The sequence below is a fragment of the Filomicrobium sp. genome (genome assembly GCF_025698805.1).
Lineage (GTDB): Bacteria > Pseudomonadota > Alphaproteobacteria > Rhizobiales > Hyphomicrobiaceae > Filomicrobium > Filomicrobium insigne.
Map to the genome: position 1 here is coordinate 186,133 of NZ_JAILWT010000003.1, position 20,684 is coordinate 206,816.

Sequence of the window (20,684 nt, forward strand, 5' to 3'; positions counted from 1 at the left end):
AGGGGAAGAAGCACCATTAGAGCCGACTCGTTTGGCTCCAATGTACTCCAGTTACCCTGTTCGTGTAGCAGGGGGAGGTCCTAATAAGAAAGGCGGTTCAGCCGCCGACCAAGAAAGGAGCAGCGGCTTACACCGGGCTCCTTTTTTGTTGTCTATTGCTCGTCGGTTCACAAAGTTCGTAGCGTTCAACTGGGGCGTGCGCCCGGTGCCGTCGGCATTCCAACATCGATGAGCCGATACGTAATGACGACCCAGACGATCGCAAACACGATGGCGGCAACCAACGTGTTGATGAGGAAAGTCCGCAGCATTCGCGGCCTTGCTGGAGCACTTTCCGGCGTACCTGGCACAATCTCCCCTTCTTCATCTTGGCTCCGGACGCCAAAGGGAAGCACCGCAAACAGCGTCAACCACCAGATAATGAAGTATAATGCCGCCCCGAGGGTGAAGTTCATTTTTCATGTTCCTTAGGTGCGTTGGCTCGCCGCTTGTCGGGCTCTGCGTCCGACGCGGGAGGCCTATGGCGTTGTCGCGAGGACTTACGCTTGCTCCAATTCGGTCAGCGTTCCGCAGAAGTCTTTCGGGTGCAGAAACAAGACCGGCTTACCATGTGCGCCAATTTTCGGCTCTCCGTCACCGAGCACACGCGCACCTTGCGCTTTCAATTGGTCTCGCGCAGCGATGATGTCATCGACTTCATAGCAAACGTGATGAATGCCACCATCAGGATTGCGCTCTAGAAATTTGGCAATCGGCGAGGTCTCGCCCAGCGGCTCCAAGAATTCGATCTTGGTGTTCGGCAGTGTCACGAAGACGACCGTTACGCCGTGGTCAGGCTCGGCCGTAGGTTCGGAAACAGTGGCACCTAGCGCATTGCGATAGACGGATACCGCCGCGTCGAGATCGCGCACAGCGATCGCCACATGGTTCAAACGGCCGATCATTCTTGAAGTCTCCTGAATTCTGAAGTTGCTTGTTATTTCGAGCGGGGCGCCGACTGCTGGTCGATCACATGTAGCAATACTTTTACGATCGGCTTCTTTCCCCACTCCTCATAGATAGAGGAGCGTACCGCACGGCGAACCGCATCACGGACCATCTCGTGGTCCTTGCGTCTTGCCACCGGAATGCTGGCCATTGTGGCATCGACGGCATCGAGCGCAACATCTTCCATAGCATCGCCATCCTCCGTAACGAAGGGGATACCATCCATTGCGAGATCGGCTTCGCCAATCATGATGCCACGACGGGACAAGGCGATCGATACCACCACAATTCCAACGACAGAAAGCTTGCGGCGCTCGCGGACGGGACCTTCTTCAGCGGGAATGATCAAACGGCCATCGCGATAGAGTCGGCTGGTTGGGACGTTCTCTAAGATCTCGGCTGGCTGCGGTGCGAGCCGAACGATATCGCCGTTCAATGGGCTCACAACCTGCGGCACGCCGGCGTTGGTTGCTAGGCGCGCGTGCTCTCGTAGATGGCGTGCTTCTCCGTGCATCGGCACGGCCACCTCCGGTTTGATCCAGCTGTAAAGCTGCTTGAGTTCATCGCGGCGTGGGTGGCCCGTAACGTGCACGAGCGCTTCATTATCTGTGAGCACGTCGCAACCTATTTGCGCGAGCTTGTTTTGTATGCGGCCCACTGCCTTTTCGTTTCCGGGAATGTTCCGGGACGAGAAGATCACCAGGTCGCCCTTGGAGAGTTGTATATCTGGATGTTCGTTGTCTGCTACGCGCGCCATCGCCGCGCGGGACTCTCCCTGGCTTCCGGTCAGGAGCAACACGACGTCGGAGCGGTCGATGTATTTGAATTCCTGCTGATCCAGATACTGCAGCTTCTCAGGCAGATAGCCGGTTTCTTTCGCGACCTCTATCACGCGATGCAGGGCGCGGCCCGCGACGACGAGTTGTCGGCCGGATGCTGTGGCTGCCTCGGCGACGGCTTTGACGCGACCGACATTCGAGGCGAAGGTCGTAACAGCGACGCGATGCGTGGCCTTTTTGATGATTTCGGTCAACGACCGCGCAACCTTGCTTTCGGAAGGAGAGATCCCTTCCCGCAAGGCGTTGGTTGAATCGCAGATCATCGCGTGGACGCCCTCGGCTCCGAGAGCCTGGAGCTTCGCGGCATCGGTTGGTTCGCCCGTCATAGGCTCGGGATCGATCTTCCAATCGCTCGTGTGCAAAGCCGTGCCGACGGATGTGCGCAAAATCAGGCCGGAGGTTTCCGGAATAGAGTGGGCCATGGAGACCAACTCAACGTCAAAGGGGCCAGCCTGAAAGCGCCCGCCGACCGGGATCTCGTTAATCTCGATGGCCATTTGTCCGCCGAACTGCGCCAACTTTGCGCGCAACATTCCGACTGTGAACGGCGTTGCATAAATCGGGACCTGAAGGCTCGGCCATAGCTCTATGACGGCACCAATGTGGTCTTCGTGCGCGTGCGTGATAACGATCCCAGCGAGCGCATCTCGCTGCGCTTCGATGAAACGCAGATCCGGCAGCACCACATCAACGCCCGGCTCGCCCTCTCCGGGAAACGTAATCCCCAGATCGACCATCAGCCATTTGCGCGACTTCTTTGCGCCGACCCCGTACAGGTAGGCGTTCATACCGATTTCGCCCAGCCCGCCGAGGGCTAAGAATACGAGTTCGTCTTCGCCATTGGCGGGTTTGCGCGCCATCAATGCCTTCTTTTTGTTTTCAGTTCGTCGGATGGGCAATTTCGTCGGCCGAGAAATTCCCGGTAGTCGGAGGGTTTAGGCAAGAGCGTCCACAATCTCGCCAAATGCAATCCGGCGAATCGTCCCGCCGTCTTCCTTCAGCAAAAGTGCCCCGTCGAGATCCAACCCGGCGTAACGGCCTGAAAAGCGGGTTCCAGAGGCATTCACGGAGATTGCCTCGCCAGGTGTCCCCGCGAAGCGCTGCCATTCCGCACAAATGACTGGAAAACCAAGCCCTAATTTCCAATCCCCCATGCGCCGCCCCATCGTGGCGTCCAAGCTCGCAAGCAGGGCCGAGCTGTCAGTCACCATCCCGTGGTCATAAAGGCATGTCACGGCCCGGTCGAGCCCCTCGGGGCTGGCTTTAATGTTAACGCCGAAGCCAATCACACAAGCGAGCTGGCGCGCCTCGATCACGCTGGTCTCGACCAATATCCCGGCACATTTTGCCGTTCCAAGCAGCAAGTCATTCGGCCACTTAAGCCTGAGGTTGCCTGCTACACGCTCAAAGCCCGGTTGTTCTGCGACGGCTTCCCGCAATGCGAGGCCGGCGACAAGGGAGAGCTGAGTGGCGGTTATCGGCTCGCAGGCCAGCCTGATGAGGAGGCTCGCACTGAGATTTCCGGGCGGCGATGTCCACGTACGTCCCTGCCGACCTCGTCCGCCAGTTTGTTTTTCGGAGGTAACCCAAAAGGGGCCCGCCTCACCAGCGAGGGTGAGGCGCATAGCCTCGGCGTTCGTCGAGGCGCATTCTTCGAGCTGCAAAACTGGAGCAAAGAACTCAGAGTGATCACTCATTACGTCAAATGCACTTGTCAAAATCTCAGCGATTTAGCTGCCGCACCAGCTGCGTCAACGATAAGTCCGCCGACAAATGGCGTCGCAAATACGAAGATGAAAACTAAGGACGCAGCCATTACGAAGCCAAGCTTCCCGGACACCGGCGCGAATTTCTCTTCCGGGTCCTTCACGAACATAATGAGTACAATGCGAATATAGTAGTAGGCACCTACGACACTCGCCAAAACGCCAATGACCGCGAGCGGGAAGAGCCCTGCCTGAACGGCGGCGCTAAACACGTAAAGCTTGGCAAAGAAACCGGCGAGCGGCGGGATTCCAGCGAGCGAGAACATGAGCATGCCCAGCGTAAAAGCCATGGGCAGATTTGTCTGGGCCAGTCCCGATAGCTGATCAATTTCTTCGATCATCTCGTCGCCGCGGCGCATCGACAGAATGCATGCGAACGTTCCCAGCGTCATCACGATGTAAATCACAAGATAAATGAGAACGGCTTGCGCTCCCTCATGCGTTCCGGCGGCAAGACCGACGAGCGCAAAGCCGACATGACCAATCGACGAATAGGCCATCAGCCGCTTGATGTTTGTCTGGCCGATCGCAGCGAACGAGCCGAGCAACATCGACGCGATGGCGACAAACCAGATGATCTGGAGCCATTGCGGTTCAAGACCGGGGAAGGCTACGCCCAGCGAGCGCATCAAAAGCGCCATTGCTGCGATCTTCGGTGCGCTCGCGAAGAACGCTGTCACAGGCGTTGGCGCCCCTTCGTACACGTCGGGCGTCCACATATGGAAAGGAACCGCAGACACCTTGAAGGCAAGACCGACAAGGAGAAACACGAGGCCCACAATCAATCCGACGTTCTGAGCGGCATCGTGGGCTTGGGCGACTCCGGCGATGACGGGGAAGCTCGTCGAGCCTGTGAAGCCGTAGATCAACGATGCGCCGTACAGCAGCATGCCGGAGGCCAGGGCGCCCAGGACGAAATATTTCAAACCCGCTTCACTTGACCGAAGATTTTCCCGCTGCATCGACGCCAAAACGTAGAGCGCCATGCTCTGCAATTCGAGGCCAAGGTAAAGCGCGATGAGGTCGTTGGCGGAAACCATCATCATCATGCCGACCGTGGAGAGAAGTACGAGCACCGCGTACTCGAACTTCATCAGTCGTTTCTTCTTCAGGTAATCCACCGACAGCAAGAGCGCGCCGGCCGAACCCAACAGCACCAGCAGTTTTATAAACCTGCTGAAGCGGTCAACGACAAAGGCTCCCTCGAAGAGTTGCTCGGTCTTGGGCGGTTGCAGAACTATAAGCGCCGCTGCGGCAACGATCAGCAAGAGGGCCAGCCACGTGATCTGCTCGCCGGATTTTTCGTTGTCGGGACCGAAGGCGCCCAGCATCAGCAGCGCCATCGCGCCAACCGCTAGCAAGATCTCGGGCAGGACCGGAGCGTAACCGACCAATATGGACATGCGTTGGTCCCTTCCCTTATTGCGCGGCGACCGCTGCGGCCTGGCCGATAGCAGCTTGATAGTTCATCACGAGATTCTTCACCGACACCGCCATAACATCGAGCAGTGGCGCCGGATAGAAGCCGAAGAAGATCGTCAGGATGACCAACGGAGCAATGATGGCGATCTCACGCGGTTTCATATCCGCAATGTTCATCAGCGACTGCTTTTCGAGCGGCCCGAACACGACACGACGGTAGAGGTAAAGCGCATAGCCCGCCGACAGAATGATGCCCGTCGCCGCAAGGAACGCCACCCACGTATTGGCTTGAAACGCCCCGAGCATGGTCAAGAATTCGCCAATGAACCCAGAGGTCCCCGGCAAACCGACGTTGGCCATAGTGAAGACCATAAAGCAGAATGCGTAGATGGGCATACGCGCGGCAAGTCCACCGTATGCTGCGATTTCGCGCGTGTGCATACGGTCGTAGATGATGCCAACGCAGAGGAAGAGCGCTGCCGAAACAATGCCGTGCGAGAGCATCTGGAAGATGGCGCCATCGATTCCCTGATGCGTGAACGTGAAGATGCCCATGGTCACGAAGCCCATATGCGCCACTGAGGAGTAGGCGATGAGCTTCTTGATGTCTTCCTGCGCGAGTGCCACGAGCGACGTGTAGATGATGGCCGTCACGGACAAGACGAAGATGAGCGGAGCCAGCTCATGGCTTGCCAGCGGGAACATCGGCAGCGAGAAGCGCAAGAAGCCGTAGCCACCCATCTTCAGCAGAATGGCCGCCAGGATGACCGAACCCGCAGTCGGGGCTTCAACGTGCGCATCCGGCAACCAGGTGTGGACCGGCCACATCGGCATCTTCACCGCGAACGAGGCGAAGAACGCCAACCACAACCACCACTGCATGTCGCGTGGGAACTCTGTCTGCATCAGGGTCGGGATATCGGTGGTCCCGGCCTGCCAGTACATCGCCAGCATGGCGATCAGCATGAGCACTGAGCCCAGCAACGTATAGAGGAAGAACTTGAAACTCGCGTAGATGCGCCGCTTACCGCCCCAGATGCCGATGATGAGGAACATCGGGATGAGACCGGCTTCGAAGAACAGGTAGAACAGGATCAGATCCAGCGCGCAGAAGACGCCGATCATCAACGTCTCAAGCACCAGGAACGCGATCATGTATTCCTTGACGCGGTGGTTGACGGATTCCCAGCTCGCCAGAATGCACAGCGGCATCAGGAACGTCGTCAGGATGACGAACAGCATCGAAATACCGTCGACACCCATCTTGTAGCGCAGGGGCCCGAGCCACGCGTGCTCTTCCACGAACTGGAAATCAGCCGTCGTTGGATCGAAGTTGAGCCAGATCAACAATGATATAACGAAGGTGAACAGCGTCGCGTAAAGCGCGATCCAACGGGCATTGCGATCGCCCGCCGGTGTGCTTGGCAAGAATGCGATGCATAAAACGCCAAGCAGCGGCAGGAAGGTGATGATCGATAGGATCGGCGTAGTGGTCAGATTCATTGGCCAGCTCCACCTGTCATCACGAGGCTGCGCAGGAAGTAGGTCAGGATCAGCGCGACGCCGATCAGCATGGCGAACGCATAGTGATAGATGTAGCCGCTTTGCAGTTTGACGACGCGTCCCGTTGTCCATTGCACGCTGTCGGCCGTGCCATTGATGGTGCCATCAATGACGGCGCCATCGCCCGCCTTCCAAAGGAAGCGGCCCAGACCTTTGGCGCTCCTGACAAACAGCCAGTTATAGAGTTCGTCGAAGTACCACTTATTCAGCAGGAACAGGTAGATCGGGCGGAATGTGCGTGCCGTCGCTTCGGGCAGCCAGGGAGCCTGGACGTAGAAGATCCATGACAGCGCAAAGCCTGAAGCCATGGCCAGGAACGGTGCCCAGTAGACCCACTCTTCGACGTGATGCATGTCGTGAAGAATGTGATTTGAGGGAGCGGTGAAAAGCGCCTTGCCCCAGAACTCAGCGTAGCTTTCCCCGATGAAGTAGGGCGCGAACACAAAGCCTGCGACAACGGCACCAAAGGCCAAAACGAACAACGGCACGAGCATGACCCAAGGGCTTTCGTGGGCATGCTTGAAGACGTCAGGCGCGGCGCGCGTTTTGCCGTGGAATGTCATAAAGACGAGCCGCCACGAGTAGAACGCGGTCAGGAAGGCCGTGAACACGAGCACCCAGAAGACGAAGTTGCCAGGCGTGTGCGCGGCGAAGGTTGCCTCGATGATGGCATCCTTTGAGTGGAAGCCTGCGAACCCAGCCACATGCGGAATACCAACACCGGTCAAAGCCAGCGTGCCGATCAGCATCATTGCCCAGGTGATGGGAATTTTGCCGGCGAGGCCACCCATGTTCCGCATGTCCTGCTCGTGATGCATTGCGTGGATCACGGACCCGGCTCCGAGGAAGAGCAAAGCTTTGAAGAAAGCATGGGTGAACAGGTGGAAGATGCCGACGCTATAGGCCCCGACGCCCAAGGCTGCAAACATGTAGCCCAGCTGAGAACACGTCGAATAAGCGATGACCCGCTTGATATCGTTTTGAACGAGGCCGACGGTAGCTGCGAAGAATGCGGTAACGGTCCCAACCAGCGTCACGACCTCGAGCGCAGTGGGTGCATACTCGAAAATGGGTGATAGCCGGGCGACCATGAAGACACCGGCGGTTACCATCGTTGCTGCGTGGATCAGGGCGGAAACTGGAGTTGGGCCTTCCATCGCGTCCGGCAGCCAGGTGTGCAGCAGGAACTGCGCCGACTTACCCATGGCTCCCATGAACAGCAGCAGGCACAGCGTCGTCAGAATATCGACCTCGTACCCGAGGAAGTTGAACGATTTGCCGGCGGCCTGCGCGGTCGCTTCAAACAGCGGATCGAAGTTCAGCGTGTTGAAGACGAAGAACAAGCCGAACATGCCAAGCATGAAACCGAAGTCGCCGACACGGTTCACGACAAAAGCCTTGATAGCGGCGGCATTCGCTTCCGGCTTCGTGTACCAAAACCCAATCAGCAAGTACGAGGCGAGGCCAACGCCTTCCCAGCCAAAGAACATCTGAAGCAGGTTGTCGCTGGTCACGAGCATGAGCATCGCGAAGGTAAAGAGCGACAGGTAAGCGAAGAAGCGAGAGCGGCTAGGATCTTCGTGCATATAGCCGATGGAGTAAACATGCACGAGTGCAGACACAGTCGTCACCACAACCAGCATGACGGCCGTCAAGGTATCGATGCGTAACGACCACGCGATGTCGAGTTCACCGGAGGTGATCCATCGCATAACCGGGACGCGGGCCGTCTCGGCATCGAAGCCAACGCGCACAAAAGCAACCCACGAGAGAACGGTGGCGATGATGAGCAAGCCGGTCGTGATGAATTCCGAGGCCCGCGCTCCGATAAAGCGCCCAAATAGCCCGGCAATCAGCGCGCCAACAATCGGCAGAAAGACGATGGCAAGATAAATCATGGAGGCCGGCTCCTAGCAGCGCGGGCTGCTAGCCCTTCATCATGTTGATGTCTTCGACGGCGATGGAGCCGCGATTGCGGAAGTAGACGACGATGATGGCAAGGCCGATGGCACTTTCGGCCGCCGCCACGGTCAGGACGAACAGAGCGAACACCTGGCCGACCAGATCACCTAAGAAATGAGAAAACGCGACCAGGTTGACGTTGACCGCCAGGAGCATCAGCTCGACCGACATCAAAATGACGATGACGTTCTTGCGGTTGAGGAAGATTCCAAAGATGCCGAGCGTGAATAAACACGCGGCAACCGTCAGGTAATGCCCGATGCCGATATCCATCTCAATTCCCCCTCAACCCGCGCACATGGCGGGGCCTGATGAAGTGCGGCTCAATCATGAATTCTGTCCTTGGCTAGAAGGAACGATGGCGCTGCCGGACGGAACCTTCACGACTTCAACGGCCGTAGCTGGATTACGTGCGACCTGAGCAGCAATCGATTGGCGTTTCACGCCTTCCTTGTGGCGCAGCGTCAGTACGATTGCGCCGATCATCGCGACGAGCAAAATGAGACCAGAAGCCTGAAAGAAGTAGACGTACTTGGTGTAGATGAGCCGGCCCAATGCCTCGGTATTCGCGATCCCTGATTCTATTGGCGGCGTTGCAGCCTGCAGCTTTCCTGCGGTGCCAAGATCGAACCCGTGGACAATGAACAATAACGCCAGCTCCACCAGGACAATGCCGCCGACGACGGCGCCCACAGGGGCATTCTTGATGAAACCCGCCTTCAGCTCGGCGAAATCGACGTCAAGCATCATAACGACGAACAGGAACAACACTGCCACAGCGCCGACGTAGACGATGACAAGCAGCATCGCCAGGAACTCGGCACCGAGCAGCACGAAAAGTCCCGCTGCATTGAAGAATGCCAAGATCAAGAACAACACCGCGTGAACCGGATTGCGCGCGATGATGACCATTGCCGCCGACGCGATGCATAGGACAGCGAACACATAGAAGAAGAAGGCAATCAACGTCATTTCGATCCCGCGTGCTTTTCGTCGTCCCTGATGGACCTCCGACCCGACGGTCCGTTCGCTTGTTCAGTTCGCATCGCCCTGGCGGCGACGCGCCATCTCCTGTTTCACTGCCGCACAGTGGCCTTGCCACAGCCGTCGAATTTTGGCGCTGCGCCAAGGCCAATAGAGCAATCCGACCGCTGCCACCGACGCGTAGAGCGTCGACATGTCCGGCCCCTGCCGCGCGGCACGCCACACAAGCCAGACCGTCAGTGCGACGGAGGTCGCGAGCAGGAATAACTGGGCCCAGGCCCAACGGCGCTCCTGTCGCACCTGATCCATGGCCATAGCGGCGTACTGGTCGAGTTCCTCGTCACTCAGGACCTTGAGAAGCTCGCCCCAGCCCTCACCGGAATTTAGCGTCGAGCCCAATGTTCTTTGCTATCTCCCTCTCCCAACGATCGCCGTTATCAAGGAGGCGTTCCTTGTCATAGAACAGCTCCTCTCGGGTTTCGGTGGCAAATTCAAAATTTGGCCCTTCCACGATAGCCTCGACCGGGCAAGCCTCCTGGCAAAGACCACAATAGATGCACTTCGTCATATCGATGTCGTAGCGCGTCGTGCGGCGTGTGCCGTCATTGCGCCGGGGCCCAGCCTCAATGGTAATCGCCAAGGCCGGGCAAATTGCTTCGCACAATTTGCAGGCAATGCACCGCTCCTGGCCATTCGGATAACGCCGCAGCGCATGCTCCCCGCGAAATCTTGGGCTGAGTGGCCCCTTTTCGAACGGGTAGTTCACCGTCTTCTTCGGCATGAAGAAGTAGCGCATGGCGAGAAAGAACGCCGAGACGAACTCGGTGAGGAACATCGACCTGACTGCTTGGGCGATCGCCATATTTTAATTCGCCTCCAGGTATCGTCGAACCGCATAACGGGCGGGGGTCCGCCGCGAATATGCCGTAACAATCGGGCCCAGGACATACCTGAGCGTCATCAATAAGGCCAGCCCTTAGAGAGCCGTAATCCCGTCATTACTCCAACCGGTTGTCCGGCTGTGCGCATTCACACGAACCCGCCGTATTGGAGGACGCCGGCAACCACGACGACCATCAGGAGCGACAACGGCAGGAATACCTTCCACCCCAGGCGCATGAGCTGGTCGTAGCGGTATCGTGGAACCATCGCCTTGACCATGGCGAACATGAAGAACACCGCCACGACCTTCAGGAGGAACCAAAAGAACCCAGGGATCCAGTTGAAGGGCGCAACATCGATCGGCGGCAGCCAACCGCCCAGAAACAGGATCGTAGTCAAGGCGCACATGGTGGTGATGGCCACGTACTCGCCGAGCATAAACAATAGATAGGGGGTCGAAGAGTATTCGACCATGAAGCCTGCCACGAGTTCAGATTCAGCTTCTGGTAGATCAAAGGGCGGCCTGTTCGTCTCGGCCAGGGCCGAGATGAAAAACACTACGAACATCGGCAGCAAGGGCAGCCAGTACCAGTCGAGGAACGAATTCGGCAAACCTATGCCGGTACCGAGCCCCTCCTGCTGTGCATTCACGATTTCCGTAAGGTTCAGTGAACCGGCGCAAAGCAGCACGGTGACAATGACGAGGCCGATGGAGACTTCATAGGAAACCATCTGCGCGGCTGAGCGCAGGGATCCCATAAACGGGTATTTCGAGTTCGATGCCCAACCGCCCATGATAATGCCGTAGACACCGAGGGATGAGATTGCCAACAGGTATAGAACCCCGACATTGAGATCGGCGATTACCCAGCGCCCCCAATCGTTTTCACTCACTGGGATTACGGCCCAAGCAGTGAGTGCAAGAGTTGCCGTGGCGACCGGCGCGGCGAGAAACACGCCTTTATCGGCTCCCGCCGGAATCACAGGCTCCTTGAAAACGAACTTCAGAAGGTCGGCGAACGATTGGAATAGTCCGAAGGGCCCGACGACGTTGGGTCCCTTGCGCATTTGCACCGCAGCCCAGACCTTACGATCCATCAGCAGCAAATAAGCGATGATTAGCAGCAGGCCGACGATCATCAGGAGGCTGAAGCCGATGACCGTCAGCAGCCAGATTCCGTAGGTCCAAAGCGTGTCTATGGTTTCCTGCGTCATGCCTCTGGGCTCATCTGGTATTGGACGGACGCTTCGTCCGTACCGAACGGCGTCACGCGGGCGTCGGTTGCCGCGGCGGCTTTCAACGCGCTTAACTGGGCCATGACACGGGATGCGCGCGCGATGGGATTGGTGAGGTAGAAGTCGGAAATCACCTCGGCAAACGGCGTATCACTCACTTTGCCCTCTCGTGCGATGAGTGCCGAACAGGGATCTTCCGTAGCCGGGGTGACGTCGTCAATACGCTGAAGTTGAGGGGCCTGCTTGTACATGGCAGCGCGCAACTCGGTCAGATTATCGAAGGGCAGGGTATGACCGAGCTGCGCCGACAGCGCCCGTAAGATCGCCCAGTCCTCCTTGGCTTCCCCCGGGGCAAAGACCGCTTTGAGCCCCAACTGCACGCGTCCTTCGGTGTTCGCGTAAGTGGCGCTTTTTTCTGTGTAAGCGGAGCCGGGAAGGATCACGTCCGCGCGGTGTGCGCCCGCGTCACCATGGCTGCCTTGGTAGATGACGAACACATCGTCAGGCGGCGGCATATCGAATTCGTCAGCACCCAGCAGATAGAGCACTTCAAGCCCGTCATGCTTGGCAAATTCGAGCATGCCGGCCGTATCAAGGCCGCCTTTGCCAGGCACGAACTCAAGGTCCAGGCCTGCAACGCGTGCGGCGGCAGTATGAAGCACGTTGAACACGCGCCAGTCGGCAGCTTTGTCTTTTCCTGCGGCTCGTGCGATGCGTGCAGCAAGAGCCATGACCGCTTCGCCGTCAAACCGCCGATAGGCTCCGGCTCCAACGATCACCATTGGCGCCTTCGCCTTGCTCAGAATTTCTGCGAAGGCATGTTTTCCATCGGCCAGCTCAGAAAGCGCGGCAGGCCCTGTTCCCAGATGTTCGTAGCGATATGTCAGGGGCACCTGAGCCCCAACGAGAGCAATCTCACAACCGCCCTTTAGATAGCGCTTGCGAATACGCGCGTTGAGAATCGGGGCTTCCAGACGCGGGTTCGTTCCCACGAGGAGGATCGCGTCGGCCTCGTCGATGCCCTCGATTGTCGTGTTGAACAGATAGCTTGAGCGCGGAAGCGAGGGATCAAATGCTTCGTGGGCTGCGCGGCAATCAACGTTGGCCACACCCATGCGATCCATCAAGGATTTGAGTGCGAACATCTCCTCGGCGCCACACAGATCGCCTGCGATAACGCCGATCCGGGAGGCTTCCGTCTGAGCTAATTTCTGCGTCACTACCCCCAGCGCCTCTTCCCACGTCGCAGGACGCAGTTTGCCGCCACGGCGGACGTAGGGCTGGTCAAGCCGCTGTGTCTTGAGGCCGTCCCAGACGTGACGCGTCTTATCCGAGATCCACTCCTCATTCACTGAATCGTTGTTCCGTGGAAGAATGCGCATGACTTCCGGCCCGCGCGAATCGACCCTGATGTTGGAACCGACGGCGTCCATGACGTCGATCGTTTCGGTTTTCCGCAGCTCCCATGGCCGCGCCGTGTTGGACCACGGGCGATGGGTGAGTGCACCCACAGGGCACAGATCGTTGACATTGGCGGAGAGCTCAGAGAGCATTCCGTGCTCAAGGTAGGTCGTTATCTCCGCGTCTTCACCGCGTCCGATGAGACCCAATTCGTCGACGCCGGCAACCTCAGTCATGAAGCGCACACAGCGCGTGCAATGAATGCAGCGGGTCATGAACGTGCGGATCAGCGGGCCGAGGTACTTTTCTTCAACAGCGCGCTTGTTCTCAACGTAGCGCGAACCGCCGACCCCATAGGCCATCGCCTGGTCCTGCAAGTCGCACTCGCCGCCCTGATCGCAGATTGGGCAATCAAGCGGGTGGTTGATCAGCAGAAATTCCATCACACCCTCGCGCGCTTTCTTAACAAGCGCGCTCTTGGTGAGAATGACGTTCGGCGAACCGTCTGGATTGGGGCGCAGTTCGTTCACGGTCTGCGCGCATGAGGCTATGGGCTTTGGCGCGCCTTTGACCTCGACGAGGCACATGCGGCAGTTGCCGGCAATGGACAATCGTTCGTGGTAACAAAACCGCGGAATCTCGGCGCCCGCCTGCTCGCAGGCCTGAAGCAGCGTGATACCGTCTTCAACCTCGATTTCAGTGTCGTCGATGATGAGCTTCTTGGACATTGGTTCTCCCGCGCAGAACCGCTTCCGGCGTCGTCGACAGCCAGGCTCACAAAGTGATGTTTCCTGGTAACGCGTGAACGACGCTATGGAAAGAGTGACATGCTGACCGGATCGTCGGCACTCCTGTAACCGCTAGAACCCCACAAGCGCAAGCGACATTGCCGCAAAGCCCAAAGGTCGATCAATCTTTTGGGAAATTGAGCCCCATTTCACGATAGCGTTCAGGATCGCCCTCCCATCCTTCGCGGACCTTGACGAACAGGAACAGATGAACTTTCGTCTCAAGTATCCCTTGGATTTCCTGACGTGCCTGCGATGAAATCTGCTTGATCGTCTGTCCGCCTTTGCCCAGCACGATGCTCTTCTGACTGGCGCGCCCGACAAAGATCGTCTGTTCGATACGAACAGATTTATCGCGCAGTTCCTTCCAACTCGTCGTCTCCACCGTAATCGCGTACGGTAATTCCTCGTGGAGCCAGTGATATATGCGCTCGCGTGTGATTTCGGCCGCCAACAAACGCATGGGCGCGTCCGAAATATCTTCTTCGGGATAGTGCCAAGGCCCTTCAGGCGCCGCTGCGGCCAACCAGGTCTTCAAATCCTCGACACCATCGGTATTTAGGGCCGAGATCATGAAAACCCGCTCGAACGGAACGCGCGCGGACAACTTGGCCGCAAGATCAAGCAATGTCGCCTTGTTGGCGACCCTGTCGACCTTGTTGAGGATTAGGATGCGCGGTAGCGAGATATCCGCCAGCCTACCGACAATCGCGTCGACGCTTTCCTCCAATCCCCGTGCGGCATCAACGATCAAAGCAACGATATCTGCCTCGCCCGCCCCACTCCATGCGGCATCAACCATGGCCCGATCGAGCCGTCGTCGCGGCCGGAAAATTCCCGGAGTATCGATGAAGATAAGTTGGCTCGGGCCCGATATCGCAATGCCACGAATGGGAGCCCGGGTCGTCTGAACCTTGTGGCTGACGATCGTGACTTTGGCTCCCACGAGGGCGTTTACGAGGGTCGACTTTCCAGCATTCGTCGCGCCGATAATGGCAACAAAGCCACACTTGGTGCCTCCCGGCGTGGCAGCTTCTGAATTAGGCATTGTCATTGGTTACCCGCCGCACGCCTTCGCGCTGCAAAACAGAACTCGCCGCAGCCTGTTCGGCTGCGCGCTTGGATGGGCCTTCGCCACGGCCCGGCTCAGTGCCGTCGATTTGTACTTCCGCTATGAAAACGGGTGCGTGATCGGGGCCGGTCCGAGAAATCTCCACATAGCGCGGCAACGGCATTCCGCGGCCTTGTGCCCACTCCTGAAGTGCAGACTTCGCGTCCTGGTCGCTACATGATGGTTGACGGCACTGTGGCTCCCATAGGCTGCGCACGGTCGCGCGGGCCTTAGGAAAGCCACCGTCGAGAAAAATTGCAGCAAGCAGGGCTTCCATGGCATCGGCCAAAATCGTGTCCTTGTCACGCCCGCCATTGTCGGATTCGCTCGGAGAAAGAATAAGGTAGCGTCCGAGATTTATCTGTCGCGCTACGGTGGCGCAGGTTTCACGGCGTACGAGTTGATTGAAGCGGCGTGCAAGATCGCCCTCGCGGGCGGTCGGCATCGTTTCGCCGAGCAATTCGGCCATCACCAGCCCGAGCACTCGATCTCCAATAAATTCGAGGCGTTCGTTATCGTCGGTATCGGCATCCACGCTGCGCGCACTTGAGTGCGTCAACGCGCAGCGCAGCAAATCATGTGACTTAAATTTATAGCCCAGCGCCGTTTCAAGCGCCTTCAGGTCTTTGTTCTTTTTGATCATGCGGCCAGTTAAGTAGGCCAGCATTCGAGCCCTATCAACGGACAAGTTTGAAAAAACGCGTCCAACGAATGTCAAACGGCCAAGTCCACGGGGTGAGCAGATTAAACGCCCCCGGCTCATCCACAGCTGCGGAGAAGAAAATGATCTCGGCACGTCCTATCAGGTTTTCGTAGGGAACATACCCAACACCCCAAAGCGCGCGGCTGTCTGTGGAGTTGTCGCGGTTGTCGCCCATCATAAAATAGTGGCCCGCGGGCACCTTATAGGGGCCCACATTATCGAACGGGCCATTGGGCTCGGCGTCCAGAACATCATAGGAGACACCATTGGGGAGCGTTTCCCGATACCGGGGAATCGTCTCCGTGACACCTCCGTCCTCGTATGTCTTGAACGTTCCGGCAGGTGTTCGCTTCACTTCATCGCCGTTGATGAAGAGTATACCGCCGCGCACGACAATCTCATCGCCCGGCAAGCCTATGACGCGCTTGATGTAATCGGTCGAGTTATCGCGCGGGAGTTTGAAAACAACGACGTCGCCGCGATGTGGCTCAGCGCCAAAAATGCGACCATCGAAGAGGTCAAGGCTCAACGGAAACGAATAGCGGCTGTAGCCATAAGACAGCTTAGATACGAACAAGTAGTCACCAACCAGCAACGTGTCCTTCATAGATCCTGAAGGGATGTTGAAGGGCTGATAGAAAAACACTCGCACGATCATGGCGATGGCGAGAGCCTGAATCACGATCTTGATGGTTTCCCACCATCCGTTAGCGCGACTCCTGCTTGCGTTCGTATCCAGGCTCATCGGTTGATCTCCACCGCCGACTTTTCGGGCGACTCATTCAAGGTCTTTATCAACCGGCAGCTTGCGTAAGCCGGATGGGTTTTAACTATTGGCCCGCTATAGCCACTTATGGTGACCGCTGCAAACGAGCAGCTTGTCCAAGTGCGGACTTTTCTAGTAGCGCCAATGCGGAATCGAGGTGCTGGAGCATTACCGGTTTAGGCAAAGGCTCACGTAGCTCATATTTAATTGGGCACTATCGCTGAGGGTTCTGTTTGCGCGAGCACGTAGGTTGTCACGCGGCGAAATGTCTTTCTGAACTATGGATTTAGACTCTTTGGCTAAGATATGGCTCACGATAGCTGATCTGCCATACGCCGCGCGCGGGCTTCGCTTTCGCGGCGCGCCTCATTCATCAATTCGCGCATATGCCTGACAGCCGCATTCAGCCCGCCAAAGATTGCCTCGCCCACCAAAAAGTGACCAATATTCAGCTCGACAACCTCGGGCAGCGCCGCAATCGCTTTAACCGTGTTGTAGGTCAGCCCGTGCCCTGCATGAACCTCAAGTCCGGAGTCAGCGGCCATGGCTGTTGCCTGGGTGATCCGGTTTAGTTCTCCGGCGAGTGCCTTAGCGTTGTCTTCCAACGCCTTTTCGCAATACGCGCCTGTGTGGAGCTCGACGATGTCAGCGCCGATTTTCGCGGACGCGGCAATGGCGCGTTCATCCGGCTCAACAAAAAGCGACACACGAATTCCCGCAGCCTTCAGCTCTTCCACAATACGCCGCAACCGGTCTCCTCCGGCAATTACGTCAAGCCCGCCCTCGGTTGTGCGCTCTTCCCGCCGCTCGGGTACGATGCAGCAGGCGTTGGGAATATGGCGTAGCGCGATCGCCAGCATCTCATCGGTCGCAGCCATTTCGAGATTGAGTGGGCGCGTCAGCTCGGCCTTCAGGCGCGCGATATCCGAATCGGAAATATGCCGCCGGTCTTCACGAAGATGTGCCGTAATACCATCGGCACCCGCTTCGACGGCGATGTGCGCGGCGCGCAATGGGTCCGGGTGACGACCACCCCGTGCATTACGAATGGTCGCGACATGATCGATATTCACGCCTAGGCGCAAAGGCTTGGCCAAGCGGTTACTCATGAGTATTCCGGATCATACGTCGCCAGCAGATCGCCGAGCGGATACCCGCTGCCTTGCGGCGACAATCTGCGGCGACGTTGTTGATGCGCGTGCGCCGCACGCTTACAGAAGATATAGCAAACAGTGGCGATAACAGCGCCGACGGGCAATGTGCCAATTAGCATCGGCTTCATATAGGGCCACGCCAATCCTAATGCGGCGAGGATCATCTCGGGAGACAACTGCCAGACGGTATCCCAGAAGAGGCTAAGCTGCTGCGCAAGGTCGGCTGTCTTGGTTGCTGCCGGTATTCCAAGCAAAAAACTGCCTGTTGCATAAGTTGCAGGCCAAACGATAGCCCACGTCAGCGGATTTCCGAAAAACGTGCCAAGCATTGCTGCCGTGAAGCTCGCCCGCAGAGCCAGGGTGATTACCCCCGCGATCAGCATCTGAATGCCTACCAACGGCGTAATCGCAGCGAAAACACCCACGGCAAAGCCCAGCGCCAACTGGTGAGGTGTCGCACGCACGCGCATCAGCCGCAAGGCGATGTACTTTAGTGATCTTTCCCAGGTATGCCGCGGCCACACAAGAACCCGCACCCGCTCAAGGAAGGTTGGCGGCGTACGCCGCTTGAAGATCATCTATCAGGCCCCCCGACCTGTGGTCTTGACGATGCCGCACATGCCTACTTCCCTCAGCTCAATCAAACACGCGGTCTGCATGGCTGACAACGCTTTGCGACTTCAAACCTGACAAAATCATATTCAAATGTTCCAGATCCCACACTTCCACCTCTATGAGCATTTTGGTAAAGTCAGGGCCTCGACCGACCATTCTGACTTGGTCGATGTTGCCGCTAGCTTCGCCAATTACATGGGCGATCTGGGCTAAAGTTCCAGGCTCATTAAGGGCGGTGACTGCGATGCGGGCTGGAAAGCGCTCTGGCTGGTCACGATTGATATCCCATGTGACGTCGATCCAACGTTCATGCTCGTACGCCTTCAAGCGCGGCGAGTGGATCTGGAAGATGCGGATTCCCTCCCCTGGCGTCAACACACCGACGATGCGATCACCGGGGACAGCGCCTCCATCCTCAAATGTCACAGGAATATCGCTCTTGAGCCCCCGCAAGGGAATGCTGCCAGGCAGCGACATTCCTTCTTCGATCTCTTGCCCGACACGAAATTTCAGGCCCATCACCTTGGAAAGATTGAACCATCCTTCTTGGTTCGAGGGCTGGTGCCGGCGGGCTTTCGCGCGCGGCGATTTCGCCAGCGCCGGCAAGTTGGCATCTGGGAGAATGGCTCGCACAACCTCGTCGACCGCAATTTCATTGCGTGCCACGCCAGCGAGCACGTCTTCCACCGTTTTCCCGCCGGCGATGCGCGGAAGCGCACCTTTGAGCCGATCGTCAGAGTAGCTTTCGCTTTGAGCCTGAAGGGCAGAGGTTACGAGCCGGCGCCCAAGTTCCGTGTACTGCCGCCGCATCGTATCGCGGGCTGCGCGGCGAATTGCACTTCTGGCTCTACCCGTAACGGCAAAATGCTCCCAGGCAGCCGGAGGGGTGTGCGTCTTCGACGTTAAAATCTCGACTTCGTCGCCATTGCGGAGCTGGGTGTCGATAGGCATATGCCGACCGTTAATGTACGCCCCAACCGCGGCATTGCCGATATCCGTATGGACAGCATAGGCAAAATCGAGGGGTGTCGCTCCGTGGGGCAGCGCAATGAGGCGCCCTTTTGGCGAGAAGCAGAAGACCTGATCCTGGAACAATTCCAGCTTGGTATGCTCTAAGAACTCAACGGGATTTGACCCCTCCAGCAGAGTGTCGACCAATCTACGCAGCCAGTGATACGGGCCGCTGTCGGGATTGAGCACCGTTGAGCTACCGTTGCCTGAGGCCCCATTTGTCGGTTCTTTGTAGAAGGTGTGCGCGGCAACCCCGTATTCGGCCACATCGTGCATTTCCTTCGTCCGGATCTGCAGCTCAACGCGCTGATGACGCGGCCCTACAATGGTCGTGTGGATCGATTGGTAGCCGTTCTGTTTGGGCGTTGAGATGTAGTCCTTGAACCGGCCGGGAACGGTTCGCCATGTCGTGTGAGCGACCCCGAGCACGCGATAACAGTCGGCAATGTTTTCGACGATGATGCGAAAACCGTAGATATCGGAGAGTTGCTCCAATCCGATCTGCTTGTTCTGCATCTTGCGCCAAATCGAATAGGGCTTCTTTTCCCGACCGTGTACGGCAGCCTGTATTCCAACGTCTGAAAGCTTAGCTTCAAGCGCTATACGGATTTCTTCGACAAGCCCTTCATTTTTCTCGTGAATATCAACCAGTTTGTGAACGACCGTTTCATACGCTTCCGGATAGAGCCGGCGAAACGAGAGGTCCTCAAGTTCCTCACGCATGGCCTGCATACCCATCCGTCCGGCCAGCGGCGCGTAAACCTCGAGTGTCTCCTCCGAGATGCGCTGTCGGCTTGCCGGCTTCATGTATTCCAGCGTGCGCATGTTGTGGAGACGATCCGCAAGCTTAACGAGTAGGACGCGGATATCACTTGAGATTGCAATCAAGAGCTTGCGGAAATTCTCCGCCTGCTCCGCCTGCTTCGAGACGAGGTCGAGCCGCTTGATCTTGGTCAGTCCATCGACCAAAGCCCCGATTTCTGCCCCGAACAGCTGATCGATTTCCGCGCGCGTTGCATCGGTATCTTCGATCACGTCGTGTAGCAGCGCCGTGGTAATGGTCGCGCTATCCAAATGGAGATCGGTCAAGATCGCCGCAACTTCGAGAGGATGTGAAAAATAAGGGTCGCCGGAGGCACGCTTTTGGTGACCGTGCGCCTTCATGGCATAGACATAGGCCCGGTTCAGGAGAACCTCATCTGCGCCAGGATCATATTTCGTTACGCGTTCAACCAGCTCATACTGGCGCATCATCGAAAGGCGTGCTCCCAATCGCAGTCCTCGGGGAAGGTCAAGGGCTACACATTACAACAGCGGTGCGGTCGCGCATCCGGCCTTGACGCCAACTCGCGCGGGGCGCTCAGAATTCAACTAGGCGGCATAGCATCTAGCAGCGCAGACAGGAATAGGGGCGACACATGCTGCGCCGCCCCTGTCTCGTCAATGGGTTACAATCCTATCAAGGCTTGGGACAAGCTGGGACGCTCATGCCGA

General features: G+C 57.6%; 19 protein-coding genes. All 19 read right to left on the bottom strand.

The features are described 5' to 3' along the window. Positions 1 to 185: 185 nt before the first annotated feature. Entirely contained in the window at positions 186 to 455 is a 270-nt protein-coding gene (locus K5845_RS08275) for a DUF1467 family protein (protein ID WP_046478812.1), read from the bottom strand. A gap of 84 nt (positions 456 to 539) precedes the next feature. Further along, the gene (gene mce, locus K5845_RS08280) at positions 540 to 944 is read right to left on the bottom strand and encodes a methylmalonyl-CoA epimerase (protein WP_287958774.1); all 405 of its coding nucleotides are present in this window, start codon (positions 942 to 944) and stop codon (positions 540 to 542) included. Positions 945 to 976: 32 nt separating this feature from the next. Next, a complete protein-coding gene (locus tag K5845_RS08285) occupies positions 977 to 2,686 on the bottom strand; it encodes a ribonuclease J (RefSeq protein WP_090229181.1) in 1,710 nt (569 codons plus the stop codon). 75 nt (positions 2,687 to 2,761) lie between these two features. Next, the gene (locus K5845_RS08290; RefSeq protein WP_287958775.1) at positions 2,762 to 3,523 is read right to left on the bottom strand and encodes a biotin--[acetyl-CoA-carboxylase] ligase; all 762 of its coding nucleotides are present in this window, start codon (positions 3,521 to 3,523) and stop codon (positions 2,762 to 2,764) included. A 17-nt stretch (positions 3,524 to 3,540) separates the two neighbouring features. Then, entirely contained in the window at positions 3,541 to 4,995 is a 1,455-nt protein-coding gene (nuoN, locus tag K5845_RS08295; protein ID WP_046478823.1) for an NADH-quinone oxidoreductase subunit NuoN, read from the bottom strand. 16 nt (positions 4,996 to 5,011) lie between these two features. After that, on the bottom strand, positions 5,012 to 6,511 hold the full coding sequence (locus K5845_RS08300; RefSeq protein ID WP_046480530.1) for an NADH-quinone oxidoreductase subunit M: 1,500 nt from the start codon (positions 6,509 to 6,511) through the stop codon (positions 5,012 to 5,014). 2 nt (positions 6,512 to 6,513) lie between these two features. Beyond that, on the bottom strand, positions 6,514 to 8,475 hold the full coding sequence (nuoL, locus tag K5845_RS08305) for an NADH-quinone oxidoreductase subunit L (RefSeq protein WP_090229178.1): 1,962 nt from the start codon (positions 8,473 to 8,475) through the stop codon (positions 6,514 to 6,516). A 28-nt stretch (positions 8,476 to 8,503) separates the two neighbouring features. Next, on the bottom strand, positions 8,504 to 8,812 hold the full coding sequence (gene nuoK, locus K5845_RS08310; protein ID WP_046478828.1) for an NADH-quinone oxidoreductase subunit NuoK: 309 nt from the start codon (positions 8,810 to 8,812) through the stop codon (positions 8,504 to 8,506). Between the two features lie 54 nt (positions 8,813 to 8,866). Next, complete coding sequence (locus K5845_RS08315; RefSeq protein WP_090229175.1) at positions 8,867 to 9,511, bottom strand: NADH-quinone oxidoreductase subunit J; 645 nt, start codon at positions 9,509 to 9,511, stop codon at positions 8,867 to 8,869. Positions 9,512 to 9,574: 63 nt separating this feature from the next. After that, complete coding sequence (locus tag K5845_RS08320; RefSeq protein ID WP_090229173.1) at positions 9,575 to 9,922, bottom strand: hypothetical protein; 348 nt, start codon at positions 9,920 to 9,922, stop codon at positions 9,575 to 9,577. Beyond that, positions 9,897 to 10,385 carry an NADH-quinone oxidoreductase subunit NuoI gene (gene nuoI / locus K5845_RS08325; RefSeq protein ID WP_046478833.1) on the bottom strand — a complete coding sequence of 163 codons (489 nt, stop codon included), beginning with the start codon at positions 10,383 to 10,385 and terminating at the stop codon, positions 9,897 to 9,899. Before nuoI ends, K5845_RS08320 begins: the two co-directional genes overlap by 26 nt. A 167-nt stretch (positions 10,386 to 10,552) precedes the next feature. After that, complete coding sequence (gene nuoH / locus K5845_RS08330; RefSeq protein ID WP_090229170.1) at positions 10,553 to 11,620, bottom strand: NADH-quinone oxidoreductase subunit NuoH; 1,068 nt, start codon at positions 11,618 to 11,620, stop codon at positions 10,553 to 10,555. After that, positions 11,617 to 13,770 (bottom strand): NADH-quinone oxidoreductase subunit NuoG, encoded by a 2,154-nt coding sequence (gene nuoG, locus K5845_RS08335; protein ID WP_287958776.1) that lies wholly within the window; start codon positions 13,768 to 13,770, stop codon positions 11,617 to 11,619. Before nuoG ends, nuoH begins: the two co-directional genes overlap by 4 nt. A gap of 181 nt (positions 13,771 to 13,951) precedes the next feature. Further along, positions 13,952 to 14,878 (bottom strand): GTPase Era, encoded by a 927-nt coding sequence (era, locus tag K5845_RS08340; protein WP_046478838.1) that lies wholly within the window; start codon positions 14,876 to 14,878, stop codon positions 13,952 to 13,954. Beyond that, on the bottom strand, positions 14,871 to 15,608 hold the full coding sequence (gene rnc, locus K5845_RS08345) for a ribonuclease III (protein ID WP_244466771.1): 738 nt from the start codon (positions 15,606 to 15,608) through the stop codon (positions 14,871 to 14,873). Before rnc ends, era begins: the two co-directional genes overlap by 8 nt. Before the next feature lie 10 nt (positions 15,609 to 15,618). Next, positions 15,619 to 16,389, bottom strand: coding sequence for a signal peptidase I (gene lepB, locus K5845_RS08350; protein ID WP_046478841.1), 771 nt, complete (start codon positions 16,387 to 16,389; stop codon positions 15,619 to 15,621). 332 nt (positions 16,390 to 16,721) lie between these two features. After that, the gene (locus K5845_RS08355) at positions 16,722 to 17,519 is read right to left on the bottom strand and encodes a pyridoxine 5'-phosphate synthase (RefSeq protein ID WP_046478843.1); all 798 of its coding nucleotides are present in this window, start codon (positions 17,517 to 17,519) and stop codon (positions 16,722 to 16,724) included. Next, entirely contained in the window at positions 17,516 to 18,142 is a 627-nt protein-coding gene (locus tag K5845_RS08360; RefSeq protein WP_046478846.1) for a DUF2062 domain-containing protein, read from the bottom strand. The genes K5845_RS08355 and K5845_RS08360 overlap by 4 nt, the downstream gene beginning before the upstream one ends. Before the next feature lie 58 nt (positions 18,143 to 18,200). Next, complete coding sequence (locus tag K5845_RS08365; protein WP_287958777.1) at positions 18,201 to 20,444, bottom strand: RelA/SpoT family protein; 2,244 nt, start codon at positions 20,442 to 20,444, stop codon at positions 18,201 to 18,203. Between the last annotated feature and the right edge of the window lie 240 nt (positions 20,445 to 20,684).